19 protein-coding genes are annotated in these 20,480 nt (G+C 71.1%); 12 read left to right on the forward strand and 7 right to left on the reverse strand.

All coding sequences use genetic code 11. The features are described from left to right. Window positions 1–54: 54 nt before the first annotated feature. Window positions 55–1,500: an argininosuccinate synthase gene (gene argG / locus AB0J40_RS28395; RefSeq protein ID WP_364458368.1), complete on the forward strand. Its 1,446-nt coding sequence runs from the start codon at window positions 55–57 to the stop codon at window positions 1,498–1,500. A gap of 51 nt (window positions 1,501–1,551) precedes the next feature. Here the strand turns inward: argG and AB0J40_RS28400 are convergent, their stop codons facing one another. From AB0J40_RS28400 to AB0J40_RS28425, 6 genes are all read right to left on the reverse strand, one after another. Continuing rightward, window positions 1,552–2,559 carry a medium chain dehydrogenase/reductase family protein gene (locus AB0J40_RS28400; protein ID WP_364458371.1) on the reverse strand — a complete coding sequence of 336 codons (1,008 nt, stop codon included), beginning with the start codon at window positions 2,557–2,559 and terminating at the stop codon, window positions 1,552–1,554. A gap of 71 nt (window positions 2,560–2,630) precedes the next feature. Beyond that, the gene (locus AB0J40_RS28405) at window positions 2,631–3,200 is read right to left on the reverse strand and encodes a TetR/AcrR family transcriptional regulator (protein WP_364458374.1); all 570 of its coding nucleotides are present in this window, start codon (window positions 3,198–3,200) and stop codon (window positions 2,631–2,633) included. A 46-nt stretch (window positions 3,201–3,246) separates the two neighbouring features. Further along, entirely contained in the window at window positions 3,247–3,855 is a 609-nt protein-coding gene (locus AB0J40_RS28410; RefSeq protein ID WP_364458377.1) for a hypothetical protein, read from the reverse strand. A gap of 134 nt (window positions 3,856–3,989) precedes the next feature. Beyond that, the gene (locus tag AB0J40_RS28415) at window positions 3,990–5,564 is read right to left on the reverse strand and encodes a P-loop NTPase fold protein (RefSeq protein ID WP_364458380.1); all 1,575 of its coding nucleotides are present in this window, start codon (window positions 5,562–5,564) and stop codon (window positions 3,990–3,992) included. 73 nt (window positions 5,565–5,637) lie between these two features. Continuing rightward, window positions 5,638–6,777 (reverse strand): permease, encoded by a 1,140-nt coding sequence (locus tag AB0J40_RS28420; protein ID WP_364458383.1) that lies wholly within the window; start codon window positions 6,775–6,777, stop codon window positions 5,638–5,640. 94 nt (window positions 6,778–6,871) lie between these two features. Then, window positions 6,872–7,573, reverse strand: coding sequence for a trypsin-like serine protease (locus AB0J40_RS28425; protein ID WP_364458386.1), 702 nt, complete (start codon window positions 7,571–7,573; stop codon window positions 6,872–6,874). A 359-nt stretch (window positions 7,574–7,932) separates the two neighbouring features. Here AB0J40_RS28425 and AB0J40_RS28430 point away from each other — a divergent pair, with 359 nt between their 5' ends. The 6 genes from AB0J40_RS28430 (at window position 7,933) to AB0J40_RS28455 (ending at window position 13,616) form a co-directional block, all read left to right on the forward strand. Beyond that, on the forward strand, window positions 7,933–8,523 hold the full coding sequence (locus AB0J40_RS28430; RefSeq protein ID WP_364458389.1) for a DUF6801 domain-containing protein: 591 nt from the start codon (window positions 7,933–7,935) through the stop codon (window positions 8,521–8,523). 197 nt (window positions 8,524–8,720) lie between these two features. Continuing rightward, entirely contained in the window at window positions 8,721–9,308 is a 588-nt protein-coding gene (locus AB0J40_RS28435; RefSeq protein ID WP_364458392.1) for a papain-like cysteine protease family protein, read from the forward strand. Further along, a complete protein-coding gene (locus AB0J40_RS28440) occupies window positions 9,305–10,072 on the forward strand; it encodes a hypothetical protein (RefSeq protein ID WP_364458395.1) in 768 nt (255 codons plus the stop codon). The genes AB0J40_RS28435 and AB0J40_RS28440 overlap by 4 nt, the downstream gene beginning before the upstream one ends. Window positions 10,073–10,139: 67 nt before the next feature. Then, on the forward strand, window positions 10,140–11,171 hold the full coding sequence (locus tag AB0J40_RS28445) for an Lrp/AsnC family transcriptional regulator (protein WP_364458398.1): 1,032 nt from the start codon (window positions 10,140–10,142) through the stop codon (window positions 11,169–11,171). Window positions 11,172–11,202: 31 nt separating this feature from the next. After that, a complete protein-coding gene (locus AB0J40_RS28450; protein WP_364458401.1) occupies window positions 11,203–12,342 on the forward strand; it encodes a serine hydrolase domain-containing protein in 1,140 nt (379 codons plus the stop codon). A 35-nt stretch (window positions 12,343–12,377) separates the two neighbouring features. Further along, window positions 12,378–13,616: an FAD-binding protein gene (locus AB0J40_RS28455; protein ID WP_364458404.1), complete on the forward strand. Its 1,239-nt coding sequence runs from the start codon at window positions 12,378–12,380 to the stop codon at window positions 13,614–13,616. Here the strand turns inward: AB0J40_RS28455 and AB0J40_RS28460 are convergent. Next, window positions 13,613–14,590, reverse strand: a complete 978-nt coding sequence (locus AB0J40_RS28460; protein WP_364458407.1) for a LacI family DNA-binding transcriptional regulator — start codon at window positions 14,588–14,590, stop codon at window positions 13,613–13,615. The two genes, AB0J40_RS28455 and AB0J40_RS28460, sit on opposite strands and share 4 nt — an antisense overlap. A gap of 228 nt (window positions 14,591–14,818) precedes the next feature. Between AB0J40_RS28460 and AB0J40_RS28465 the strand changes: the two genes are divergently transcribed. The 5 genes from AB0J40_RS28465 to AB0J40_RS28485 all read left to right on the forward strand — a co-directional run bounded on the left by AB0J40_RS28465 (window position 14,819) and on the right by AB0J40_RS28485 (window position 20,479). Beyond that, on the forward strand, window positions 14,819–15,787 hold the full coding sequence (locus AB0J40_RS28465; protein ID WP_364458410.1) for a polysaccharide lyase family 1 protein: 969 nt from the start codon (window positions 14,819–14,821) through the stop codon (window positions 15,785–15,787). Window positions 15,788–15,989: 202 nt separating this feature from the next. Next, a complete protein-coding gene (locus AB0J40_RS28470; protein WP_364458413.1) occupies window positions 15,990–17,171 on the forward strand; it encodes a Gfo/Idh/MocA family oxidoreductase in 1,182 nt (393 codons plus the stop codon). A gap of 207 nt (window positions 17,172–17,378) precedes the next feature. Further along, window positions 17,379–18,659: an extracellular solute-binding protein gene (locus AB0J40_RS28475; protein ID WP_364458416.1), complete on the forward strand. Its 1,281-nt coding sequence runs from the start codon at window positions 17,379–17,381 to the stop codon at window positions 18,657–18,659. Window positions 18,660–18,662: 3 nt separating this feature from the next. Then, window positions 18,663–19,637, forward strand: a complete 975-nt coding sequence (locus AB0J40_RS28480; protein WP_364458419.1) for a sugar ABC transporter permease — start codon at window positions 18,663–18,665, stop codon at window positions 19,635–19,637. Then, on the forward strand, window positions 19,634–20,479 hold the full coding sequence (locus tag AB0J40_RS28485) for a carbohydrate ABC transporter permease (RefSeq protein WP_364458422.1): 846 nt from the start codon (window positions 19,634–19,636) through the stop codon (window positions 20,477–20,479). The genes AB0J40_RS28480 and AB0J40_RS28485 overlap by 4 nt, the downstream gene beginning before the upstream one ends. Window position 20,480: the final 1 nt, after the last annotated feature.

Raw genomic sequence — 20,480 nt, forward strand, 5'->3', positions numbered from 1 at the left:
GACGCCGGGCACCCCGGATTGCACGACGATGCATGGGCGTGCATAATCATTCGCATGTCCAAGGTGCTCACTTCCCTGCCCGTCGGCGAGCGTGTCGGTATCGCCTTCTCCGGTGGCCTCGACACTTCCGTAGCGGTCGCGTGGATGCGCGACAAAGGCGCGGTCCCCTGCACCTACACCGCCGACATCGGCCAGTACGACGAGCCCGACATCGACTCGGTGCCCGGGCGGGCCGGCCAGTACGGTGCCGAGATCGCGCGGCTGGTCGACTGCAAGGAAGCCCTCGTCGAAGAGGGGCTCGCGGCGCTGACCTGCGGTGCGTTCCACATCCGCACCGGCGGCCGCAGCTACTTCAACACCACCCCGCTCGGCCGCGCCGTCACCGGCACGCTGCTCGTGCGCGCCATGCTCGAGGACGACGTCCAGATCTGGGGCGACGGCTCCACCTACAAGGGCAACGACATCGAGCGGTTCTACCGCTACGGCCTGCTGGCCAACCCCTCCCTGCGCGTCTACAAGCCGTGGCTCGACGCGGACTTCGTCACCGAGCTCGGCGGCCGCAAGGAGATGTCCGAGTGGCTGCTCGCGCACGACCTGCCCTACCGCGACAGCACCGAGAAGGCCTACTCGACCGACGCCAATATCTGGGGCGCCACGCACGAGGCCAAGTCCCTCGAACACCTGGACACCGGGATCGAGATCGTCAAGCCGATCATGGGCGTGGCGTTCTGGGACCCCGAGGTCGAGATCCCGGCCGAGGACGTCACGATCGGCTTCGAGCAGGGCCGGCCGGTGACCATCAACGGCAAGGAGTTCGCCTCGGCCGTCGACCTGGTGCTCGAGGCCAACGCCATCGGCGGTCGGCACGGCCTCGGCATGTCCGACCAGATCGAGAACCGGATCATCGAGGCCAAGAGCCGCGGCATCTACGAGGCCCCCGGCATGGCGCTGCTGCACGCCGCCTACGAGCGGCTCGTCAACGCCATCCACAACGAGGACACCCTCGCCAGCTACCACAACGAGGGCCGCCGCCTCGGCCGCCTGATGTACGAGGGCCGCTGGCTGGACCCGCAGGCGATGATGCTGCGCGAGTCGCTGCAGCGCTGGGTCGGCACCGCGATCACCGGCGAGGTGACGCTGCGGCTGCGGCGCGGCGAGGACTACTCGATCCTCGACACGACGGGCCCGGCGTTCAGCTACCACCCGGACAAGCTGTCGATGGAGCGGACCGAGGACTCGGCGTTCGGCCCGGTCGACCGGATCGGTCAGCTGACCATGCGCAACCTCGACATCGCCGACTCGCGGGCGAAGCTGGAGCAGTACGCGAGCCTCGGCATGGTCGGCGGCTCGAACCCGAAGCTGATCGGCGCCGCCCAGGCCGCGTCGACCGGCCTGATCGGCGCGATGCCCGAGGGCGGCGCCGAGGTGATCGCCTCGCGCGGCAAGACCGACGACGTCGAGCTGCTCGACAACGCCGCGATGGAGTTCGGCACGGACTGATCGCCCACGACCCGAAGGCCACCACGCTCGCCGTGGTGGCCTTCGGTGCGTTCAGGGGACGAGCACGACCTTGCCGGTCACCGTCCCGGATTCGGCCAGTGCCAGCGCCTTTCCGGCTTCGGTCAGGGGGATCCGCGCGGCCACCTGGGCTTCGAGCTGCCCGTTCGCCGCGAGGTCGAAGACGGCCGTGAGGTCCTCGGCCAGGCGCGCGCGGAACCGGGCGGGGTTCCGCTTGCCGCCCCAGACGTTGTAGAAGTGCGCCCGGCGCCGGTTCGGCAGGACGTTCCACCACAGCAGCCGCGCGAAGAGCTTGAGCACCGGCAGCCGCGAGTTGCCCGGAGTGTCCTTTGTGGCCGCGCTGCCGTACGCGATCAGCGCGCCGCCGGGCGCCAGCAGGCGGAACGAGTCGACGATGCCGGGGCCGCCGACGTGGTCGAAGACGGCGTCGACGCCGCCGGGCGCCAGTTCGCGCACCCGGGCGGGGACGTCGCCGCGGTAGTCGAGCGCGGTGGCGCCGAGCGCGGTCACGACGTCGAGGTTGCGCGCCGACGCCGTGCCGATCACGGTGATGCCGGCCGCGCGGGCGAGCTGGACGAGCGTGGAGCCGACGCCGCCGCTCGCGCCGTGGACCAGGATCGTGCCGCCCGGCCGCACCTTCGCGTGCCGGTGCAGCATCTGCCACGCCGTGATGCCGTTGACCACGAACGTTTCCGCTTCGGCCGCGTCCAGCCCGCCGGGCACCGGCACCAGGTCCGCGGCGGGGACGGCGAGGTGGCTGCGCCAGCCGCCGATCTTGGTCAGCGCGGCCACGCGGCGGCCGACGAGCGCCGGATCTTCGGCGTCGAGGACCGTGCCGACGACGTCGTAGCCGGGGACGAACGGGAACGGCGGCTGGTCGAAGTACTTGCCGCGCCGCATCTGCTGCTCGGCGAAGGAGACGCCGCTCGCTTCGACGCGGATCAAGGCTTCCCCGGGGGCGAGGGGCGGCAGCTCGCGGTGTTCGACGCGGAGGCCGTCCGGCTCGACGAGGCCGGGGAGGACGATTTCGGTGACGGTCATGGTGGTTCCTTCCGGTTGTGAGTGACTGGTCAATCACTCGATGGGCGTGAAAAAGGACTTGCTGGTCCGGGTCAGTTTTTGCCGGGGTGGCGGATGCCGGCGGAGAGGACCGCGGCCCACTCGCCGGCGTGCTCGTCCAGGTCGAGGGTGGCGATCAGGTGGCAGAGCTGGCCGTAGGCGATGAACCGCTGCACCTGCTCGTCCCCGGCGCCGGAGCGCGACCGGGCGAACTCGGTGACCTTCGCCAGCCCGCGCCGCACGGCGTCGGCGATCTCCGGCGTGTCGGCGGCCGACTGGGCGTGCACCTGCAGCATGAGCAGGTTCCGGTCGGCGATCAGTTCGGCGTAGGCGCCGCCCATCTCGTACAGGAGCCGGCCGGGGTCTTCGCCGTCGGCTCGCGCGGCCCCGTTCGCCAGCGCGTGCGTGACGAGTTCGTAGCACCGGTCGAGCGCGGCGACGAAGAGGGAAACCTTGCTGGGGAACAGCTTGAAGACGTAGGCGGGGGAGATGTCGGCCTTGGCGGCGACCGCGCTGATCGGCGTGCTGTGGTACCCGCCCCGCGCGAACTCGGCGATGGCGGCGTCGACGACGACGTCCCGCCGGGCGTCGGAGGTGGAAAGCGTGGCACCGCGTTTCGTCATATGAGTGACTGTACACTCACTCTTGAGTGCGGCGCAACATCGCTGGTCAGCGCGGGTCTGTGCCACTGCACTGGCGGACGGCCTCGGCGGTGAGTGGGCCGCCGTCGGTGTGCAAGACGACGGCCCGCAGCCCAGAGTCCATGGCCGGATCCCGGAGATCCGGTGGGAAGCATTCCGACGCCCACAGCGGCTCGACGATGCCGCGGATCGCCTCCGGTGCCGCCTCGAGGTGGTCCGCCACGGAAGGCCAGCGGACCCGAAGGATCGTCCAGAGCGCCAGGACGTCCGACGGAACGGTGTTCTGCTCGAGTGTGCGGACCGAGCGGAGGACGTTGTAGGTGTTGAGGAATTTCTTGATGGTGCGGGGATTGGCTTGCAGGAGGGGCAGGAACCGGCTGAGCGCGTGTTCGGTGCGGGCTCGGGTCCGGGGTGCCACCAGTGCGAGGGCGGCTTGGCCCGCCAGCTCTTCTTTGGCCGGCGCGCTGGCTGTCCGGACGACGCGCAGGATGGCCGCTTCGTCGTCGACGCGGGAGATCTCGGCCTTGCCCGCCTCGACTTCCCGCCTGGTCTGCTCGGTGTCGGTGGAGTCGGCCACGTGGAGGAGCTGATCGAGGTACGCGGCGCGGGCGCGCGAGCTGGGCGCCGGCACCGGCACGGTGAGCTGGAAAAGCTGCCTTGCGTGGTGTCCCGGACCAGGGTTTGGACAGCGTCGAGCACGGTGCTTGGCTCCGCCGGAGCTACGAGGACGCGTTCCCTTCTTTCCACGGTTGCGTCCCGACCGCCGGTTCGTCACTCGGCCACCTGGTCCACGACGTACGTCCCCTGGCACCGGTCGAGGTCGTCGACGAAGAGCAGCACCGGCTTGCGTGAATGCCGCAAAAGCCAGTCGAAGTGGGCAACGACCTGGTCCATCGGATTCGAGGTGGACTGTTCGAACAGGCGAGCTCCGCGCGCGGAGTCCCACAACAGCAGCTTGGCGGCCACCCAGGCACCGGCCCACAACGCTCCGGCCGCCGTGACGACCGCGGTGACGGTCTTGGCCAGCGTGGCGACGGCCTCGTTCCCGGGCACGTGGGGCAGTATGAACACCGCGAGCGCGCCGATCACCGAGACGAGCACGATGACGGCCAGGATGAAGGCCGCGCCCGAACGCCGTGCGCGGGCACCGGTCTCGGCAATCCGGAGCCAGAGTGCGGACAGCCGGCGGCGTTCCCGGGAGACCGCCTTGCGGGTGGCACTCATCAAGGTCCACCACGGCAGGCCGAGCCGGGACTGCCGCCACGCGTCGAAGTGGACGATGGTGAATTCGTCTCGGAGGCGTTCTTCGAGGAAGTTGAGCAACGTGCTCTTCCCGGCGCCCCACGGGCCGTCGAGGTGGACCAGGAACGATGTCGCCGGATCCTTCCGTCGGATTTCCCGCAGCTGGCGCGCCAGTACGTCGGCGAGAGGTGCTCGGTTGAGGTGGTCTTTGCGGGCCGGTGCGTCCGTTGCCCGGTCGACCTTGGTGTCGGGGGCGGTGCTGGTGCGCACTTCGGAAGTGGGCGCGGCTTCAGGGCTGGTGCCGGCTCGCAGGCTCGACGGCCTGTCGTCGAGCACGCTGTCTTCGGAGTGGCCTCCGGGCGCTCGCGTGAAGACGAGCTTCCCGGTCAGGGCGGCGATCTTGTTCGGCGTCTGGCGGTGGCCGGCCTGATCGGTCGCGGCGGTGACTTTCCCGTGGAGGAAGTCGAACAACTCTTCGGGGTCTATGACGCCGTCAGCGTTCAGATCGGCGGTGCCCTCGCGCAGCCCTTCGATCAGGGCGTCGGTGAACACCGATCCGGATCCCGTGGCCGACGGTCCGATGGGTGCGAAGGCGTATTCGGCGGAGCCGGCGGAAGCGATGACTATCCAGCCCGTCCTGCCGATGTCCGGGTCGATTCCGGACGACGGACCACGTAGGCCCGAGACCTCGTTCTGAAAAGCACCCGAGTAGGTGCAGTCCAGGATGACCACGATGCTGCGGCACCGGCTGTCCCTGATGGTCTCGGCCAGGAACCTGGCGGACACCCCCGTGGTGGCGGCCAGCAGGTCGAGCCAGGTGTCCGTCGCGGCCAGGAACAGCCGGCCGTGATCGTCTTTGAGTCCGTGACTGCTGATGTAGAGCGTCCGCAGCGCGTCTCGGCGCGCCGAGGTGAAGAACTTGTGGATCGCGACTCGCATCTCCTGACCGGTCGGGTCCTCCACCAGTTGCACGTCGTAGGCGCCGATGTCCGGCGCGGCCAGGAGGTCGGCGAGGGCGCGCGAGCCTCGGCGGGTCGAGAAAGACGACAAGGCCGGGTCGTCGAACTTCCCGACCGAGATCACCAGGGCTGCCCGTTTGGCCATGTCCGACCCTTCAGTCACGATCAAGCCGTGTACCGGGGAGAGTCGTCGGAAGGCGCGCCGGCGTAACGGACCGTCAGGCGTGGTCGGGGGCGCCGCCCATCATCCGGAGCATGCCGGCGCCGCCGGTGCGGAAGAAGCGGGTCGTCAGTGCCGCGGCGAGCAGCAGGAACGCGATGTTCAGCCACGTCGTGTAGTTCCAGCCGATGCCTTCCCGCATGATCGTCGCCGAGCGCTCGGCCGGGATCAGCCCCGTGACGCCGAACAGCAGCTCCACGAGGTATCCCGCCCCGACCATCGCCGCGTAGAACGTGGCGAGCAGCACCAGCGTCATCCGCGTGCCGTAGTACTTCCGGTAGATGTTCAGGATCGGCAGGATCAGCAGGTCGGCGAAGATGAAGGACACCACGCCGCCGAAGCTGATGCCGCCGTTCCACAGCACCGCGGCCAGCGGGACGTTGCCGATCGAGCAGACGAACGCCAGGATCGCGACCACCGGCCCGATGAGCGGGCCCCACACCGCCGACGCGACCGGGTGGCCGGTGAAGAACAGCGCCCGCCACCAGGACTCCGGGACCCACGCGCCGACCGCGCCGGCGATCAGCAGGCCGATCACCAGGTCGCGCAGGATCGCCGCCCACTCCATGACGAACACGTGCGCCACCGCGGTGAACCCGTCGGCGGAGAACAGGCGCTGCCGGAAGCCGCCCGGCCCGGACACGGACATGTCCATCGCCGCGTGGCCCTCCATCGACCCGGCGATGCCCTTTTCGGCCTGCTCACGGGCTTTCTCCAGCAGCCGGCGGCGGACGAACACGCGGAACAGCACCGCGAGCAGCACGATCATGATCGGCCCGCCGACGAACTCCGCGGCGGTGAACTGCCAGCCCATCAGCAGGGCCAGGACGATCCCCAGCTCGACCACCAGGTTCGTCGAGCCGATCTCGAACGCCATCGCGGCGGTGAAGTGCGCGCCCCGGCGGAACAGCGACCGCGCCAGCGCCACCGCGGCGTACGAGCAGGACGACGACGCCGCACCCAGCAGGGACGCCACGGCGAGCGTGCGCGGCCGGTCGTCGCCCATGAGCCGCACGATCGTCGACTTCCGGACGATCGCCTGGACGACGGCGCTCAGCAGGAACCCGAGGATCAGGGCCCAGAGGATCTCCCAGGTCATCGACCCGGCCAGCGCGAGCGCTTCGAGGACTTCACCCACAGGACGGAGACGCTACTCCCGCCGGGGAACCCCTGCCACGCGAGCGCGCCCGCCGCGTCCACTGTGGACACGGCGGGCGCGGCGCGGAAGGGGATCAGACACCCGCGGTCGAGGAGATCCAGTCGCGGTACTTCGTGATGTTGATGTAGGCGGTGTAGGACTGCCGGTCGCTCGTCGAGGCGACGCCCACCTGCTTGCCGTTCGCGTACATCGGGCCGCCGGAGTCGCCGCCCGCGGTGATGCCGTCGCCGCGGTTCGCGCACACCGAAACGCCCGCCGCGCCGTCCGGGCAGTCGATCGACGTCACGCTCACCTTCGCGACCTTCAGCAGCTGCGACTGGCACTCGATCTCGGGCTTGTCGGTGCAGGTCGCGCCCCAGCCGTAGACCTCGGCCTGGTCACCCACCTTGACGTCGCCTTCGCTGCCCAGTGGCGCGTACTCGGTCTGCACCTGCTGGTCGATCCGCACCAGGGCGATGTCGGAGTCCGGCGCCTCGTGCACGGAGGTGGCGTTGACCGTGGTGCCCTTCGTCTGGTCCAGGTCGCCGACGTGGAAGCTGATCGGCTTGCCGTCGGCGCCCTGCGTGCAGTGGCGGGCGGTGAGGATCCAGTCGGGCGCGATGATCGTCGCCGAGCAGATCTCCTGGCCGCCGGCGAACATCCGGGCCGCGGAGTGGAGCGAGTCGGCGGTGCCGCCGTCGATGATGGCAGGCTGGGCGGCCACGGACGGCGCCGCGGCCGCGAACGCCGAGAACAAAACGCCGGAGACGACTACGCCGGTTCGCGCGATACGCACTTGGGATCAACCTCCTGCCGCGGACCGGGGTCTCGCGGTGACGTGTGGTGAAGGACGCACTTACCGTCACCGCTGTGGGTGAATCCCCGAAACCCGCCGATAGTCGGTTGATCCAAAACACGACTTTCGTCGTGGGCCGTCCGGCGCAGCGGGCGACGCGCCGACGAGCAGGACGGGCACTGACGCGGGTGAGTGCGCGGAACCGGGAAATTGTCACGCCGGAAAGCGTGCATGACAAAAAACAAAGCCGGTCACGCCGTCGTGCGTGACAAATTATGGAACGACGGGAAAGCGCATTGGCCGGTTGGGAAGTTTCCGCCTAGCATCCGAAATGCCGTTCGACGACGAAAGGACCAGACATGACGGAAACCCTCGTGCGGAAAAGGCGGTTCCGGGGAATCGGGCTGGTGGCGCTCCTGGCGGGCGCGCTGGCCGTGGTTTCCGCGGGACCGGCCGCGGCGGCCGAGAAATCGCTCACCTACAAGGGCGGCTTCCCGCTGATCGGCGACCAGCAGGTCACCGTCGTGGTCAAGGCCGACATTCCCGCGACCGCCACGGCGGGCACGCCCGTTTCGGTGCCGTTCAGCCTCGACGTCGACGCCGGGCAGGCGGCCGGAGACGGCCTGCGGCTCGTCGGCGCCACGAAGGTCTCGGGCACCATCAAGTCCCAGGTGAACGTCGCGATCGCCGGCCAGTCGGTCGCCATCCCGATCGAGCTGCCCATCCCGGAGACGCCCGTCCCCGCCGAAGGCAGCCTGAAGTTCACCGCACAGGGCCAGGTCGACTTCACCGTCCCCGCCGGCACCCCGGCCGGGGAGGCGACCAGCAGCGTCGACGCCGCGGCGACCACCCACGTCGTCACCGACAGCAGCCTCGGCGAGTTCGACGTCGCGCTGACGCTCGACCCGCCGGACCAGGACGCCACCCTCGGCACGACGACGGTGAGCTGACCCGCGCGGCCCGGCCCGCCGGAATCCGCCCGGCGGGCCGGAGCCGATGCCGGAATCCGGCACCCGGGAAATGCCGGGATCCGCCGGAAACCGTTCCCTCCCAACGTGATCCTCCCTTAGTAGGTACCGGGCGCGCCGTGGTGCGCGGAGCATTCCCTGCCACCAGGTCGAATCCTCACCGGCTGGAGGACCACTTCGTGAAAACCACTTCAGGAGTCCTACGTGGACTCGCGGCGGTTTCGGCCGCGGCGGCCGCCGTCGTCGCGCTGCAGGCACCCGCCGCCGCCGTCGCCGCGCGGACCGATCTCGGCATCACCATGCAGGCCCAGCAGAAGGACCAGTGGTGCTGGGACGCCAGCGGCAACACCATCGCCGACTACTGGGGATATTCGCTCACCCAGACCAGGTTCTGCCAGGTCGCCCACAACGAGTCGGGCAGCGACTGCGCCAACAACCAGGGGTACCTCTCCGACCAGCAGCGGGTGTTCCGGTGGCTGGGCTTTTCCAACGTCGGGTCGTACAACTCGAACGGGCAGGTCCTTTCCTTCACCACCATCAAGAACCAGATCGACGCGGGGCAGCCGATCGGCACCCGGATCGGCTGGCGCTCCGGCGGCGGGCACATGCACGTCCTCTACGGCTACGACGACTCGAATGGCGCCACCCGCGTCGAATACGGGGACCCGTGGCCGGACAACAGCCGCTACAACTCGATGAACTACGACACCTACCGCTCGAACAACCAGTTCCAGTGGACGCACACGCTGTACGGGATCGAGGGATGAGCGTGCTGAAGAAAGCGATGGGCGCGGCCGTGCTGGCCGGCGCCGCGATGCTCGCCACGGCCGGCGCCGCCGGTGCGGCGACCGGGCCCGCCGGCACCCCGACCGCGGCCGACACCGCCGCGATCGGGCAGGTCACCGGCGGCAAGCAGACCCTCGACCGGCTCGCGGAGACGAAGTTCCCCGGCGCTCACGCGGCCGCCGCGGCCTCGCAGGCCGGCGCGGACGCCCGCAGCCAGGTCGCCGTCTACGAACCGACGGCGGCGTTCGTCGCCGGGACTTCGGACGTCCCGGCCGCGCTGGCCTACGTCGCGGTGCCGGCGCGGACCGGCGACGGCACCACGGCCACCGTCTGGGCCGAGCGGCAGGGCGGGGCCTGGACCGTCGTGAACGTGGCGTCCGGCGACTACGAGCGGAAGTACGCCGAGGCCGCGGCCGGTGGCTACCTGCTGCACGAACCGCAGGTCAACGCCTGGTACGCGGTGCACGGCGACACCCTGACGGTGCTCGACGGCTCGGTCACCGGCCTCGCCGCGGGCACGCGGCTGGCGCTCGCCGACTACCGCGCGCAGCTGCACCGGCGGTACGCGGACAAGCTGCCGGGCTCGGCCTACGACCGCGACGGCGCGGGCGGCGGCTACGGCGGCCGCGAGCGCGCGGTGCCGGCCGCGGAGCCGGGTGACGTGCCCGTGCTGCCGTTCGTGCTCGGCGGTGTTCTGGTGCTGGTGGCCGGAGCGGTGGTGGCTCCGAAGTTGCGGCGTCAGTAGGAGATCGGGGCCGCCGGCTCGTCCGGCGGCCCCTTGGCAGGTGATCATGAGCAGGGCACAATGCGCCATGCCCGTTCCCACGGCGGCCCAGCCGGAACCGGCGCGGCTGACCGGGTCGGACCTCGCGCTGGTCGAGGCGCTGCAGCGCGACCCGCGGGCCCCGTGGACGCGGATCGCCGCCGCCGTCGGCACCGACGCGACGACGGCCGCGCGCCGCTGGGACCGGCTGCAGGCGGCCGGGCTGGCCTGGCTCACCGCGTACGCGACGGCCCCGACGACCACGGTCGGCTACGTCGACCTGGCCTGCCGCCCGGACGCGCTGACCGAGCTGACCCGCGAGCTGTGCGGCTGGCCGCCGGTGTTCAGCGTCGAGCGCACGACCAGCCGGTTCTCGCTGTTCCTCTCGCTGGCCGCCCGCGACCTCGACGCATTGGACGAGCTGGTCACCGGACGCCTCGGTGCCCTGCCCGGGGTGCGCGAGGTCCGGTTCGCGGTCGCGACGCGCGTGTACCGCGAGGGCAGCGGCTGGCTGGTGAACGCGCTGGCCCCGGAACAGCGTGCGGTGCTGGACGAGACGGCGGTGCAGGCCCGGCTGGTCGTCCCGCAGCAGTGGGACGACCGGGACGTGCGGGCGCTGGTCGAGTCGCTCGGCGAGGACGGCAGGCGCAGCTACGCCGAGCTGGCCCGCGACTGCCGGATGAGCGAGTCCGCGGTGCGCCGCACGCTGGCGCGGATGCTGCGCAACCACGAGCTCGACTTCCGCTGCGACCTCGCGCACGTCCCGGCGGGCTGGCCGGTGATCGCGGGCTACCGCCTCGACATCGCGGCCGCCGGCCTGGACCGCGCGGGCGCGGCGATCGCGCAGCTGCCGGAGACCCGGCTCGCGGCCGCGGTGGTGGGGGAGGGCAACCTGGTGGTGTCGGCGTGGCTGCGGGAACCGGCCGGCTGCACGGGCTACGAACAGCGGCTGGCGGCCGCCGCGCCGGGCGCCCGCGTCCTCGACCGCGCGATCACGCTGCGGATGCCGAAGCGGATGGGCCGGCTGCTCAGCCCGCACGGCCTCGGCGGCACCCACCAGGCGATCATCCCCGCCCGCTGACTATCGTGCGGTCACGGACCGGGGGAGGAAAATGAGCCTGCGCGAAACCCTGCAACGCCACGTCGACGCCGGCACGCTGCCCGGCGCGGTGGCGATCGTGGACCGGGCCGGCGCCCGGGAGGTCGTGGCCGTCGGTGCGGTCGACGTCGAGGGCAGCCGGCCGATGACCGAGACCACGCTGTTCCGGATCGCCTCCATCACCAAGCCGATCACCGCCGCGGCCGTCCTCACCCTGGTGGACGACGGCACGCTGGCCTTCGACGACCCGATCGGCCGGTGGCTGCCCGAACTGGCGGACCCGAAGGTGGTGCGGACGCCGTCGAGCCCGGTCGGCGACGTCGTCCCGGCGAAGCGGCCGATCACCGTGTTCGACGTCCTCACCGGCCAGGCCGGCTGGGGCTTCGCTTCGGACTTCTCGCTCCCGGCGGTGCAGGCGCTGTTCCCCGTGCAGGGCGACGGCCGCGAGGTGCAGAGCTTCCCGCCGCCGGACGTCTGGCTCGCGCGGCTGGCCGAGGTGCCGCTCGCCTTCCAGCCCGGCGAGGCGTGGCTGTACGACACGTGTTCGGTGCTCCAGGGCATCCTCGCCGCCCGCGCGTCCGGCCGGTCGTTGCCGGAGCTGTTCGAGGAGCGGATCTTCGCGCCGCTCGGCATGACCGACACCGGGTTCGTCGTCGGCCCGGACCGGCGCGACCGGTTCACCGCCTTCTACAAGAAGACCGCGGACGGGCTCGTCCTCGCCGACCCGCCGGACGGCCAGTGGAGCACGATGCCGGCGTTGCCGCTGGGCAGCGGCGGCCTGGCCGGGACGGCGGGGGACTGGGTGGCCTTCGGGCGGATGCTCCTCGCCTCCGGGGCCGCCCCGGACGGCCGGCGCGTGCTCAGCCCCGAGTCGGTCCGCGCGTTGACCACCGACCACACCACCGCGGCGCAGCGCGGGATCGGCGCGCTGTTCCTGGAGGGCCAGGGCTGGGGGATGGGCGGCGCGGTCGACGTCGCCGCCGTCGAACCGTGGACCGTGCCCGGCCGCTACGGCTGGGTCGGCGGGACCGGCACGACCGCCCACGTCGTTCCCTCGACCGGCACCGTCGCGGTGCTGCTGACCCAGGTCGGCGAGGACAACCCGGTGCCGCCGGAGTGGATGCGCGACTTCTGGCGGGAGGCGGCCGCGTAGGGTCGGCGCTGGGGGATCGGCACTGTGGAGGGACATTGGGCGAGTCGAACTGGGCGGGCAACCACGCCTACACCGCGGACGCGGTGGTGGCCTCGCGCACGGTCGACGAGGTGCGGGCGGCCGTCGCCGGCGCGTCGCGCGTCAAGCCGCTGGGCAGCAGGCACTGCTTCAACGACATCGCGGACTCGCCCGGCGGCGTCCTGCTCGACCTGCGCGCGCTCGACGTCCCGCTGGAGTTCCACGACGGGAGCGTGACCGTCGGCGGCTCCGCGCGTTACGGCGACTTCGCCGAACAGCTGCACGCGGCGGGGTTCGCGCTGCCGAACCTCGCGTCGCTGCCGCACATCACCGTGGCCGGCAGCGTCGCGACCGGCACCCACGGCTCGGGCCGCCGGCAGCCCGGGCTCGCCGCGGCCGTCTCGGCGGTCGAGCTGGTCACCGCGGACGGCGAGCCGCGGACGTTCAGCCGCACCGACCCGGAGTTCGCCGGGGTGGTCGTCGGGCTGGGCGCGTTCGGCGTCGTCACGCGGCTGACGCTCGACGTGGTACCCGCGTTCGACGTCCGCCAGGACGTCTTCGACGCCCTGCCCTGGGAAGCCGCGTACCGGCACTTCGACGAGATCGAGGACGCCGGCTACAGCGTCAGCATGTTCACGAACTGGGTGAACGACACGATCGACCAGGTGTGGGTCAAGAGCCGCGTGGACGCGTTCACCGCGCGGACGGAGTTGTTCGGCGCGGTCCCGGCCGACGGCCCCCGCCACCCGGCGCACGCGGCCGGCATCCCGGCGGACAACTGCACGCCGCAGCTCGGGGTCCCGGGCCCGTGGCACGAGCGGCTGCCGCACTTCGCGCTGGCGTTCACCCCGAGCGTCGGGGACGAGCTGCAGTCGGAGTACTTCGTGCCCTACGCCGACGCCGTGGCCGCCATCCGGGCGGTCCGCGAAATCGGGGAACTCCTGGCGCCGGTGCTGCTGGTGTCGGAGATCCGCGCGATCGCGGGCGACGAGCTGTGGCTGAGCCCGTGCCACGGCGGCGACCGCGTGGCGCTGCACTTCACGTGGCAGCCGCGGCAGGCCGACGTCGAGGCGGTGCTGCCGGTGCTCGAGGAGCGCCTGGCGCCGTTCGGCGCGCGGCCGCACTGGGGAAAGCTCTTCCACGCGGCCGGCGGCGACTACCCGCGGCTGGCGGATTTCCGTGCGCTGGCGGGGAAACTGGACCCGGCGGGCAAGTTCCGCAACCCGTTCCTGGAGCGGCACGTCCTCGGGGGCTAACCCGCAGGCGGGGCGGTGGTCGCGCGGACGATCAGGTACGTGTCGAGCACCTGGTTCGTGCGCTCGCCCGCGTCGCCGTCCAGGAGGTCGAGCAGGATCGTGACCGCCGCGCGGCCCGCCGCCTCCGTCGGCATCGCGATCGTCGTCAGCGGGGGTGCCGAGATCGCCGCGAACACCAGGTCGTCGAAGCCGATCAGGCTGATCTCGTCCGGGACCGGCACGCCGCGGGCGTTGAGCCGGGCGAGTGCGCCGAACGCGACCAGGTCGTTGTAGGCGACGATCGCCGTCACGTCCGCGGCCAGTGCCAGGTCCGCGCCCTGCAGGCCGCCCTCGAACACCGGGGGGAACGGGCCGAACTCGACGACCTCCGTGCCGTGCCGCTCGGCTGCCTCCGCGAGACCCTGGCGGCGGGCGAGGTTCGCCCACGACGCGCGGGGTCCGCCGAGGTAGGCGCACCGGCGGTGGCCCAGCGCGGCCAGGTGCTCGATCGCCTGGCGCATCCCGTCCGCCGCGTCCATCACGATCGACGGGATCCCCGGCACCTCGCGGTTGAGCAGCACCAGCGTCGTCTGCCCGGCGAGCGCGCGCAGCTGGTCGTCGGTCATGCTGGGGCTGCCCAGCACGACGCCGTCGACCTGCCGGGCCATCCGGCGGACCAGGTTCTGCTCGGTCGCCGGGTCCTGGTCGCTGCTGGCGAACAGCACGGCGACGTCGTCCTGGCGCGCGCGGGCCTGGACGCCGTCGAGCACGCCGGTGAAGAACGGGTTGCCGAGGTCCGACACCACGATCCCGATGTGCCCGGTGCGCACGACCGGCTGGGGCGCGCCGGCGGCGTGGTAGCCGAGCTCGCTCGCCGCGGCCAGCACCCGGTCGCGGGTCTGGTGCCGGACGAGGTCCGGGGACGTGAAGGCGCGCGACACGGTCGAGATCGACACGTTGGCCCGGCGGGCGACGTCGTGAATGGTCACGCTCACGGCTACTCCTCGGCAGGCTCTCCGCCACATCATGGAAACGCGCGGCAGCGTTGTCAACAACGGATCGCCTTGCGGCAGCGGGGATCCGGCCGCCGCAGGGCCATTCGGCCGGTCTTGCGCTGAAAATCCTGCAAATCGTTGACCGGGTTTTGCTGCAAATCGTAGAACGGAGACTCCGCCGTGTTCCCCGCTCCCGGGGCGCGTATCCCGACCCCTCAGAGGTGCCTGATGACCACGAAGTCCCTGCGCGTTTTCGGAACCGCCGCCGTCGCCGCCGCGATGGCCGTCGCCGTTCCCGCCGGCGTCGCGCACGCCGCGTACGAGAATTCCCCGGTGGGTTTCGGGGCCGGCACGACCGGTGGCGCGGGCGGCGAAACCGTCACCGTCACGACGGCGTCGGCGTTCACCGGCGCCGTCGCCGATTCCGCCGCTCGCACGGTCCGGGTGAGCGGCAGGATCACCCTGCCGAACAAGACGCTCGTGAAGATCGGGTCGAACAAGACGATCCTCGGCGTCGGGTCCGCGTCGGGCTTCACCGGCGGCGGGCTCGCCGTGGACAAGTCGTCGAACGTGATCATCCGCAACCTGGCCATCTCGAAGGCCGTCGGCACCGACGCGATCCAGATCCAGCGTGGCGCCACCAAGGTCTGGATCGACCACAACGACCTGTCCTCGGACCTCGACCACGGCAAGGACTACTACGACGGCCTGCTCGACATCACCCACGGCGCGGACGGGATCACGGTGTCGTGGAACAAGTTCCACGACCACTACAAGGTTTCGCTCGTCGGCCACAGCGACAGCAACGCGAACGAGGACACCGGCAAGCTGCACGTGACCTACAGCCACAACTGGTTCGAGAACGTCAACTCGCGGCTGCCGAGCCTGCGGTTCGGCACCGGGCACGCCTACGACAACTATTTCCACGCCGTCGCCGATTCCGGCGTGCATTCGCGGATGAACGCGCAGTTCCTCGCCCAGAACAACGTCTTCGAATCGACGAAGGTGTGCCTGGAAACGACCGGCGACAGCGACGTCGACGGCTACCTGAACGAGTCGGGCAACTCCTTCGGCGGCTGCACGAACAAGATCACCCGCACCGGGACCATGACGCAGGCGCCGTATTCCTTCACGCTGGAGCCGGCCTCGACGGTCAAGGCCACCGTGACCGCGGGTGCGGGCACCGGCCGGATCTGAGCGGCTCAGCCGGTTCGAGTAAGCGCTTACTCGAACCGGTGACCGCCGTTCGGAGTACCGGTTTTTCGACGAATTCGAAGGCGCGTCCCGGACATTGACACACTTGTCGCGAACGCCCTACCGTGACCATCGGAAGTTTCTCCCGAACTGCCCATTCGCCAGTTCCAGCACGGCCGGCACCGGCCGCGCCGATCGGAGACCCATGTCGGGGAGCAGGCGCCGCACCGTCGCGGACCCGCCGAAGCTGGCCGTGGTCGGCACGTCCGGCTACGCGTTCAGCTACCTGCACCGCGCGCGCATCCTGCACGACGAAGGGCTCGTGCGGTTCGCCGGCATGGCCGACATCCGGGTGCCCTCGGCCGCCGCGATCGCCCTGCTGCCCGAAGGCGGCACCGCGCACGTCGGCGTCGACGACCTGCTCCGCCGCTGCCGTCCCGACATCACCGTGGTGGCGACCCCGCCGCACGCGCACGTCCGGGTCGGCGGCGCGGTCCTGCGGGCGGGCGGCGACCTGCTGCTGGAGACCCCGCCGGTGCTCGACCTCGCCGGGTTCCGGACGCTGTCGCGGCTGGCCGCGGAGAACGGATCGGCGTGCCAGACCGGGTTCCAGAGCTTCGGGTCCCCGGCGCTGCCGGTGCTGCGGGCGGCGATCGCGGCGGGCCGGCTCGGCGAGGTCGTGGGCGTCGGCGCGGCCGGGGCGTGGATCCGCACCGACGCGTACTACCGCCGCAACCCGTGGGCGGGCCGCCGGTGGCTGGACGGCGAAGCCGTCGTCGACGGCGCCCTGACCAACCCGTTCTCCCACGCCGTCGCCACCGCGCTGCTCGTCGGCGGGGTCGGCGGGCGCGATCCCGCGGAGATCGCCCTGGAGCTGTACGGCACGCGGGACATCGAAGCCGACGACACGGCGTGCCTGCGCATCCGCTTCGACCGCGGCCCCGAGATCGTCGTCGCCGCGTCGCTGTGCGCCGAGCAGGACCACGAGCCCTACGTCGTGGTGCACGGCACGAAGGGGCGCGCGAAGTTCTGGTACAAGAGCCACCGGCTGGAGCTGGACGACGAGCGCGTCCACCTCGGCGAACCCGTGGACCTGCTGCGCAACCTGGTCGCCCACCACCGCGACCCGGCCGGGGTGCCGTTGCTCGCGCCGCTGCCGGCGACCCGCGCGTTCGCGTCGGTGGTCGAGGCGGTGCGGGACGCGCCCTCGCCGGCGCGGATCCCGGCCGGCTGGATCCGCACGGCGGGGGAGGGGGCGAGCCGGCACCCGGTGGTCCGGGGGATCGGCGAGGAGGTCGCCGTCGCCGCGGACCGGCTGGCGTTGTTCTCCGAGATCGGCGTCCCGTGGGCGAGTGCCGTCCGCCCGGGCGCGGACCGCACCGGGTAACACCTCCGGTGCCCCCGGCGCTGGCAGCCCCCTCCGGACGGTGGTGCTGTAAGCGCTTTCTCGCGCTGCCCGCGAATCGATGGAAGCGTTGCTGCACAAGGGTTATTGCCACCGTTGGCCCGTTGACACGAGTTGCGCCCCTTGCCTACCGTGAGCCCGCTGACAGCGTTTTCAGAAAGTGCTGACCGGCTGAGAACGGAGAGCTCGATGCGTCGGACAAGACAGCGGCGGACCGTCGTCGCGCTGGCCGCGGTGGTGCCGCTGCTGCTGACCGGGGTGGCCGCGTGCGGCTCGGGCTCCGGCGACGGCGGGGACGTGACGATCACCTTCGTCTGGTGGGGGAGTGACGGCCGGGCGAACCTGACCAAGAAGGCCGTCGAGCTGTTCCAGCAGAAGAACCCGAAGATCAAGGTGCAGACGTCGTTCTCGGCGTACGCCGCCTACTGGGAGAAGCTGGCGACGCAGACGGCGGGCGGGAAGCCGCCGGACGTCCTCAACGTCGACACGCGCTACCTGGCCGAGTACGGCGGCCGGGGCGTCCTCGCCGACCTGAACTCCGGCGCCGGGAAGGCGGTCTCGCTGGCCGACATCAACCCCGAGCTCGCCGCCACCGGGGTGTACCAGGGCAAGCGGTACGCCGTGCCGTGGGCGCAGAACACCCCGGCGATGCTCTACGACCCGGCCGCGTTCACCGCGGCGGGCGCGGACCCGGCGAAGGGCCTCACCTGGGACCAGTACGCCGACGCGACGCAGAAGGTGAGCGCCGCCGGCGGCGCCCGCGGCACGACCGACTTCGGCATCCTCGACACCACGCTGGAGATCTGGCTGCGCCAGCAGGGCAAGCAGTTCTACACCCCGGAGGGCAAGCTCGGCTTCACCGCCGACGACCTGCGCCGGTACTGGCAGCTCGCGGGCCGGTTCCGCGACAGCAAGGGCGCGTCCCCGGCCGACGTCACGGCGTCCTACAACACCTCGCCCGAGCAATCCCCGCTCGGTAAGAAGCTGACGAGCTCCGAGTTCGCCTACGACAACCTCCTGCCCGCCTACCAGAAGGCGAACGGCAAGCCGCTGAACGTGGCGCCGTACCCGGCGGACACGGCCGGCAACACCGGGCAGTACCGGCGGCCGTCGATGTTCCTGGCGGTCTCCGCGCGCAGCCAGCGGCAGGAGGCGGCCGCGAAGCTCGTCGACTTCCTGGTCAACGACGCGGAAGTCGGCAAGATCGTCGGCACCGACCGCGGGCTCGCGCCCAACCTGAAGGTCCGCGCCGAGCTGGCGGCGAGCGCGAAGGGCGCCGACAAGACGCTCTACGACTACGAAGCCGCGCTCGAGCCGAAGCTCGGGGCCGCGCCGCCGGTCCCGCCCAAGGGCGCCGGCTCGATCCAGAAGCTGCTGCAACGCACCTACGAAGAGGTCGCGTTCGGCCGGATGAGCGTCGACGACGCGGTGAACCGCTTCATGTCCGAAGCCCAGAAGGCGCTGGGCTAGCCGATGACGACCGTGCGCACCCCGGACCCGCCGGTGGCCACCGAGGCGGCCGCGCGGGTCCGGAGGCGGGACCGGCCGGCCGGGCACCGCCGCCGGAGCCAGCCGGAGGCCTTCGCGTTCCTGACGCCTTGGCTGCTCGGCGCGGTGGCGCTGACCGTCGGCCCGATGGTCGTCTCGCTCTACCTGTCCTTCACCGACTACGACCTGTTCACCTCGCCGAAGTGGGTCGGCTTCGGCAACTTCGCGCACATGTTCACCGACGACGACCGCTACCTGCAGTCGGTGAAGGTGACGTTGATCTACGTCCTGGTCTCGGTGCCGCTGAAGCTCACCGTCTCGCTGCTGGTGGCGATGCTGCTCAACACCCGCCGCGGCACAGGAGGCTTCTACCGCGCCGCGTTCTACGCGCCGTCGCTGCTCGGCGCGAGCGTCGCGGCCGCGCTGGTGTGGCGGGCGCTGTTCATGGGCGGCGGCCCGGTGAACGAGGTGCTGGCCTTCTTCGGCTGGCACACGCCGAGCTGGGTGGACGACCCGCGGTTCAGCCTCGCCTCGATCGTGCTGCTCGGCGTCTGGCAGTTCGGCGCACCGATGGTGATCTTCCTGGCCGGGCTCAAGCAGATCCCGGCGGAGCTGCACGAGGCGGCCGCGATCGACGGCGCCGGAGCGTTCCGGCGGTTCCGGCACATCACGCTGCCGATGCTGTCGCCGGTGATCTTCTTCAACCTGGTGATGGAGGCCATCCACGCGTTCCAGGCGTTCACCCCGGCATTCGTGATCGGCGGCGGCCGCGGCGGCCCGGCCGACGCGGACCTGTTCTACACGCTCTACCTGTACGAGGTCGGGTTCCAGGACTTCCGCATGGGGTACGCCTCCGCGATGGCCTGGGTGCTGCTGGCGGTGATCGCGATCGTGACGGCGATCGTGTTCCGCACGGCGAAGCTGTGGGTGTTCTACGACGACGCCGGGGAGGGCCGATGACCGTGGTGCCCCGCTCCGCACGTTCGGTGGGCTGGCACGTCCTGTGCGTGGCCGGCGTGCTCGTCGTGCTGTACCCGCTGGTGTGGCTGGCGTTCGCGTCGGTCAAGCCGCCGGACGAGATCCTCTCGCGCCTGTCGCTGCTGCCCACGCGGTTCGTCTTCGACGGCTATTCGAAGGGCTGGGAAGGGGCGGCCGACGTCGGGTTCGGCCGGTTCTTCCTCAACTCGGTGCTCGTCGCCGGGCTGTCGGTGCTCGCGAACGTGCTGTCGTGCTCGCTGGCCGCGTTCGCCTTCGCGCGGCTGAAGTTCCGGTTCCGCGGCGCGCTCTTCGCGTTCATGATCACGACGCTGATGCTGCCCTACCACGTCACGCTCATCCCGCAGTACGTGATCTTCCAGCAGGCCGGCCTGGTCAACACGTTCGTCCCGCTGATCCTGCCGAAGCTGCTCGCCACCGAGGCGTTCTTCGTGTTCCTCATCGTGCAGTTCATGCGCGGGATCCCGCGCGAGCTCGACGAAGCCGCGACGATCGACGGCTGCTCGGTCTACCGGACGTTCTGGCACGTCGTGCTGCCGCTGTCGAAACCGGCGCTGGTCACGACGTCGATCTTCACGTTCATCTGGACGTGGAACGACTTCTTCACGCAGATGGTGTACCTCAACGACACCGAGAAGTTCACCGTGCCGCTGGGCCTGCGGCTGTTCGTCGACACCAGCAGCGAGTCGAACTTCGGCGCGATGTTCGCCATGTCCGCGCTCGCGCTCGTGCCGATCGTCCTGTTCTTCCTCGCCTTCCAGCGCCTGCTGGTCGAAGGCGTGAGCACCAGCGGCCTGAAGGGGTGAC

This window comes from Amycolatopsis sp. NPDC049691, from assembly GCF_040675005.1.
Lineage (GTDB): Bacteria > Actinomycetota > Actinomycetes > Mycobacteriales > Pseudonocardiaceae > Amycolatopsis.

What these genes read in the sequence shown, in the direction of transcription:
- argG (WP_364458368.1), top strand. Translation starts at nt 55, where the DNA reads ATGTCCAAGGTGCTCACTTCCCTGCCCGTCGGCGAGCGTGTCGGTATC.
- AB0J40_RS28400 (WP_364458371.1), bottom strand. Translation starts at nt 2,559, where the DNA reads ATGACCGTCACCGAAATCGTCCTCCCCGGCCTCGTCGAGCCGGACGGC.
- AB0J40_RS28405 (WP_364458374.1), bottom strand. Translation starts at nt 3,200, where the DNA reads ATGACGAAACGCGGTGCCACGCTTTCCACCTCCGACGCCCGGCGGGAC.
- AB0J40_RS28415 (WP_364458380.1), bottom strand. Translation starts at nt 5,564, where the DNA reads ATGGCCAAACGGGCAGCCCTGGTGATCTCGGTCGGGAAGTTCGACGAC.
- AB0J40_RS28430 (WP_364458389.1), top strand. Translation starts at nt 7,933, where the DNA reads ATGACGGAAACCCTCGTGCGGAAAAGGCGGTTCCGGGGAATCGGGCTG.
- AB0J40_RS28440 (WP_364458395.1), top strand. Translation starts at nt 9,305, where the DNA reads ATGAGCGTGCTGAAGAAAGCGATGGGCGCGGCCGTGCTGGCCGGCGCC.
- AB0J40_RS28445 (WP_364458398.1), top strand. Translation starts at nt 10,140, where the DNA reads ATGCCCGTTCCCACGGCGGCCCAGCCGGAACCGGCGCGGCTGACCGGG.
- AB0J40_RS28450 (WP_364458401.1), top strand. Translation starts at nt 11,203, where the DNA reads ATGAGCCTGCGCGAAACCCTGCAACGCCACGTCGACGCCGGCACGCTG.
- AB0J40_RS28465 (WP_364458410.1), top strand. Translation starts at nt 14,819, where the DNA reads ATGACCACGAAGTCCCTGCGCGTTTTCGGAACCGCCGCCGTCGCCGCC.
- AB0J40_RS28470 (WP_364458413.1), top strand. Translation starts at nt 15,990, where the DNA reads ATGTCGGGGAGCAGGCGCCGCACCGTCGCGGACCCGCCGAAGCTGGCC.
- AB0J40_RS28475 (WP_364458416.1), top strand. Translation starts at nt 17,379, where the DNA reads ATGCGTCGGACAAGACAGCGGCGGACCGTCGTCGCGCTGGCCGCGGTG.
- AB0J40_RS28480 (WP_364458419.1), top strand. Translation starts at nt 18,663, where the DNA reads ATGACGACCGTGCGCACCCCGGACCCGCCGGTGGCCACCGAGGCGGCC.
- AB0J40_RS28485 (WP_364458422.1), top strand. Translation starts at nt 19,634, where the DNA reads ATGACCGTGGTGCCCCGCTCCGCACGTTCGGTGGGCTGGCACGTCCTG.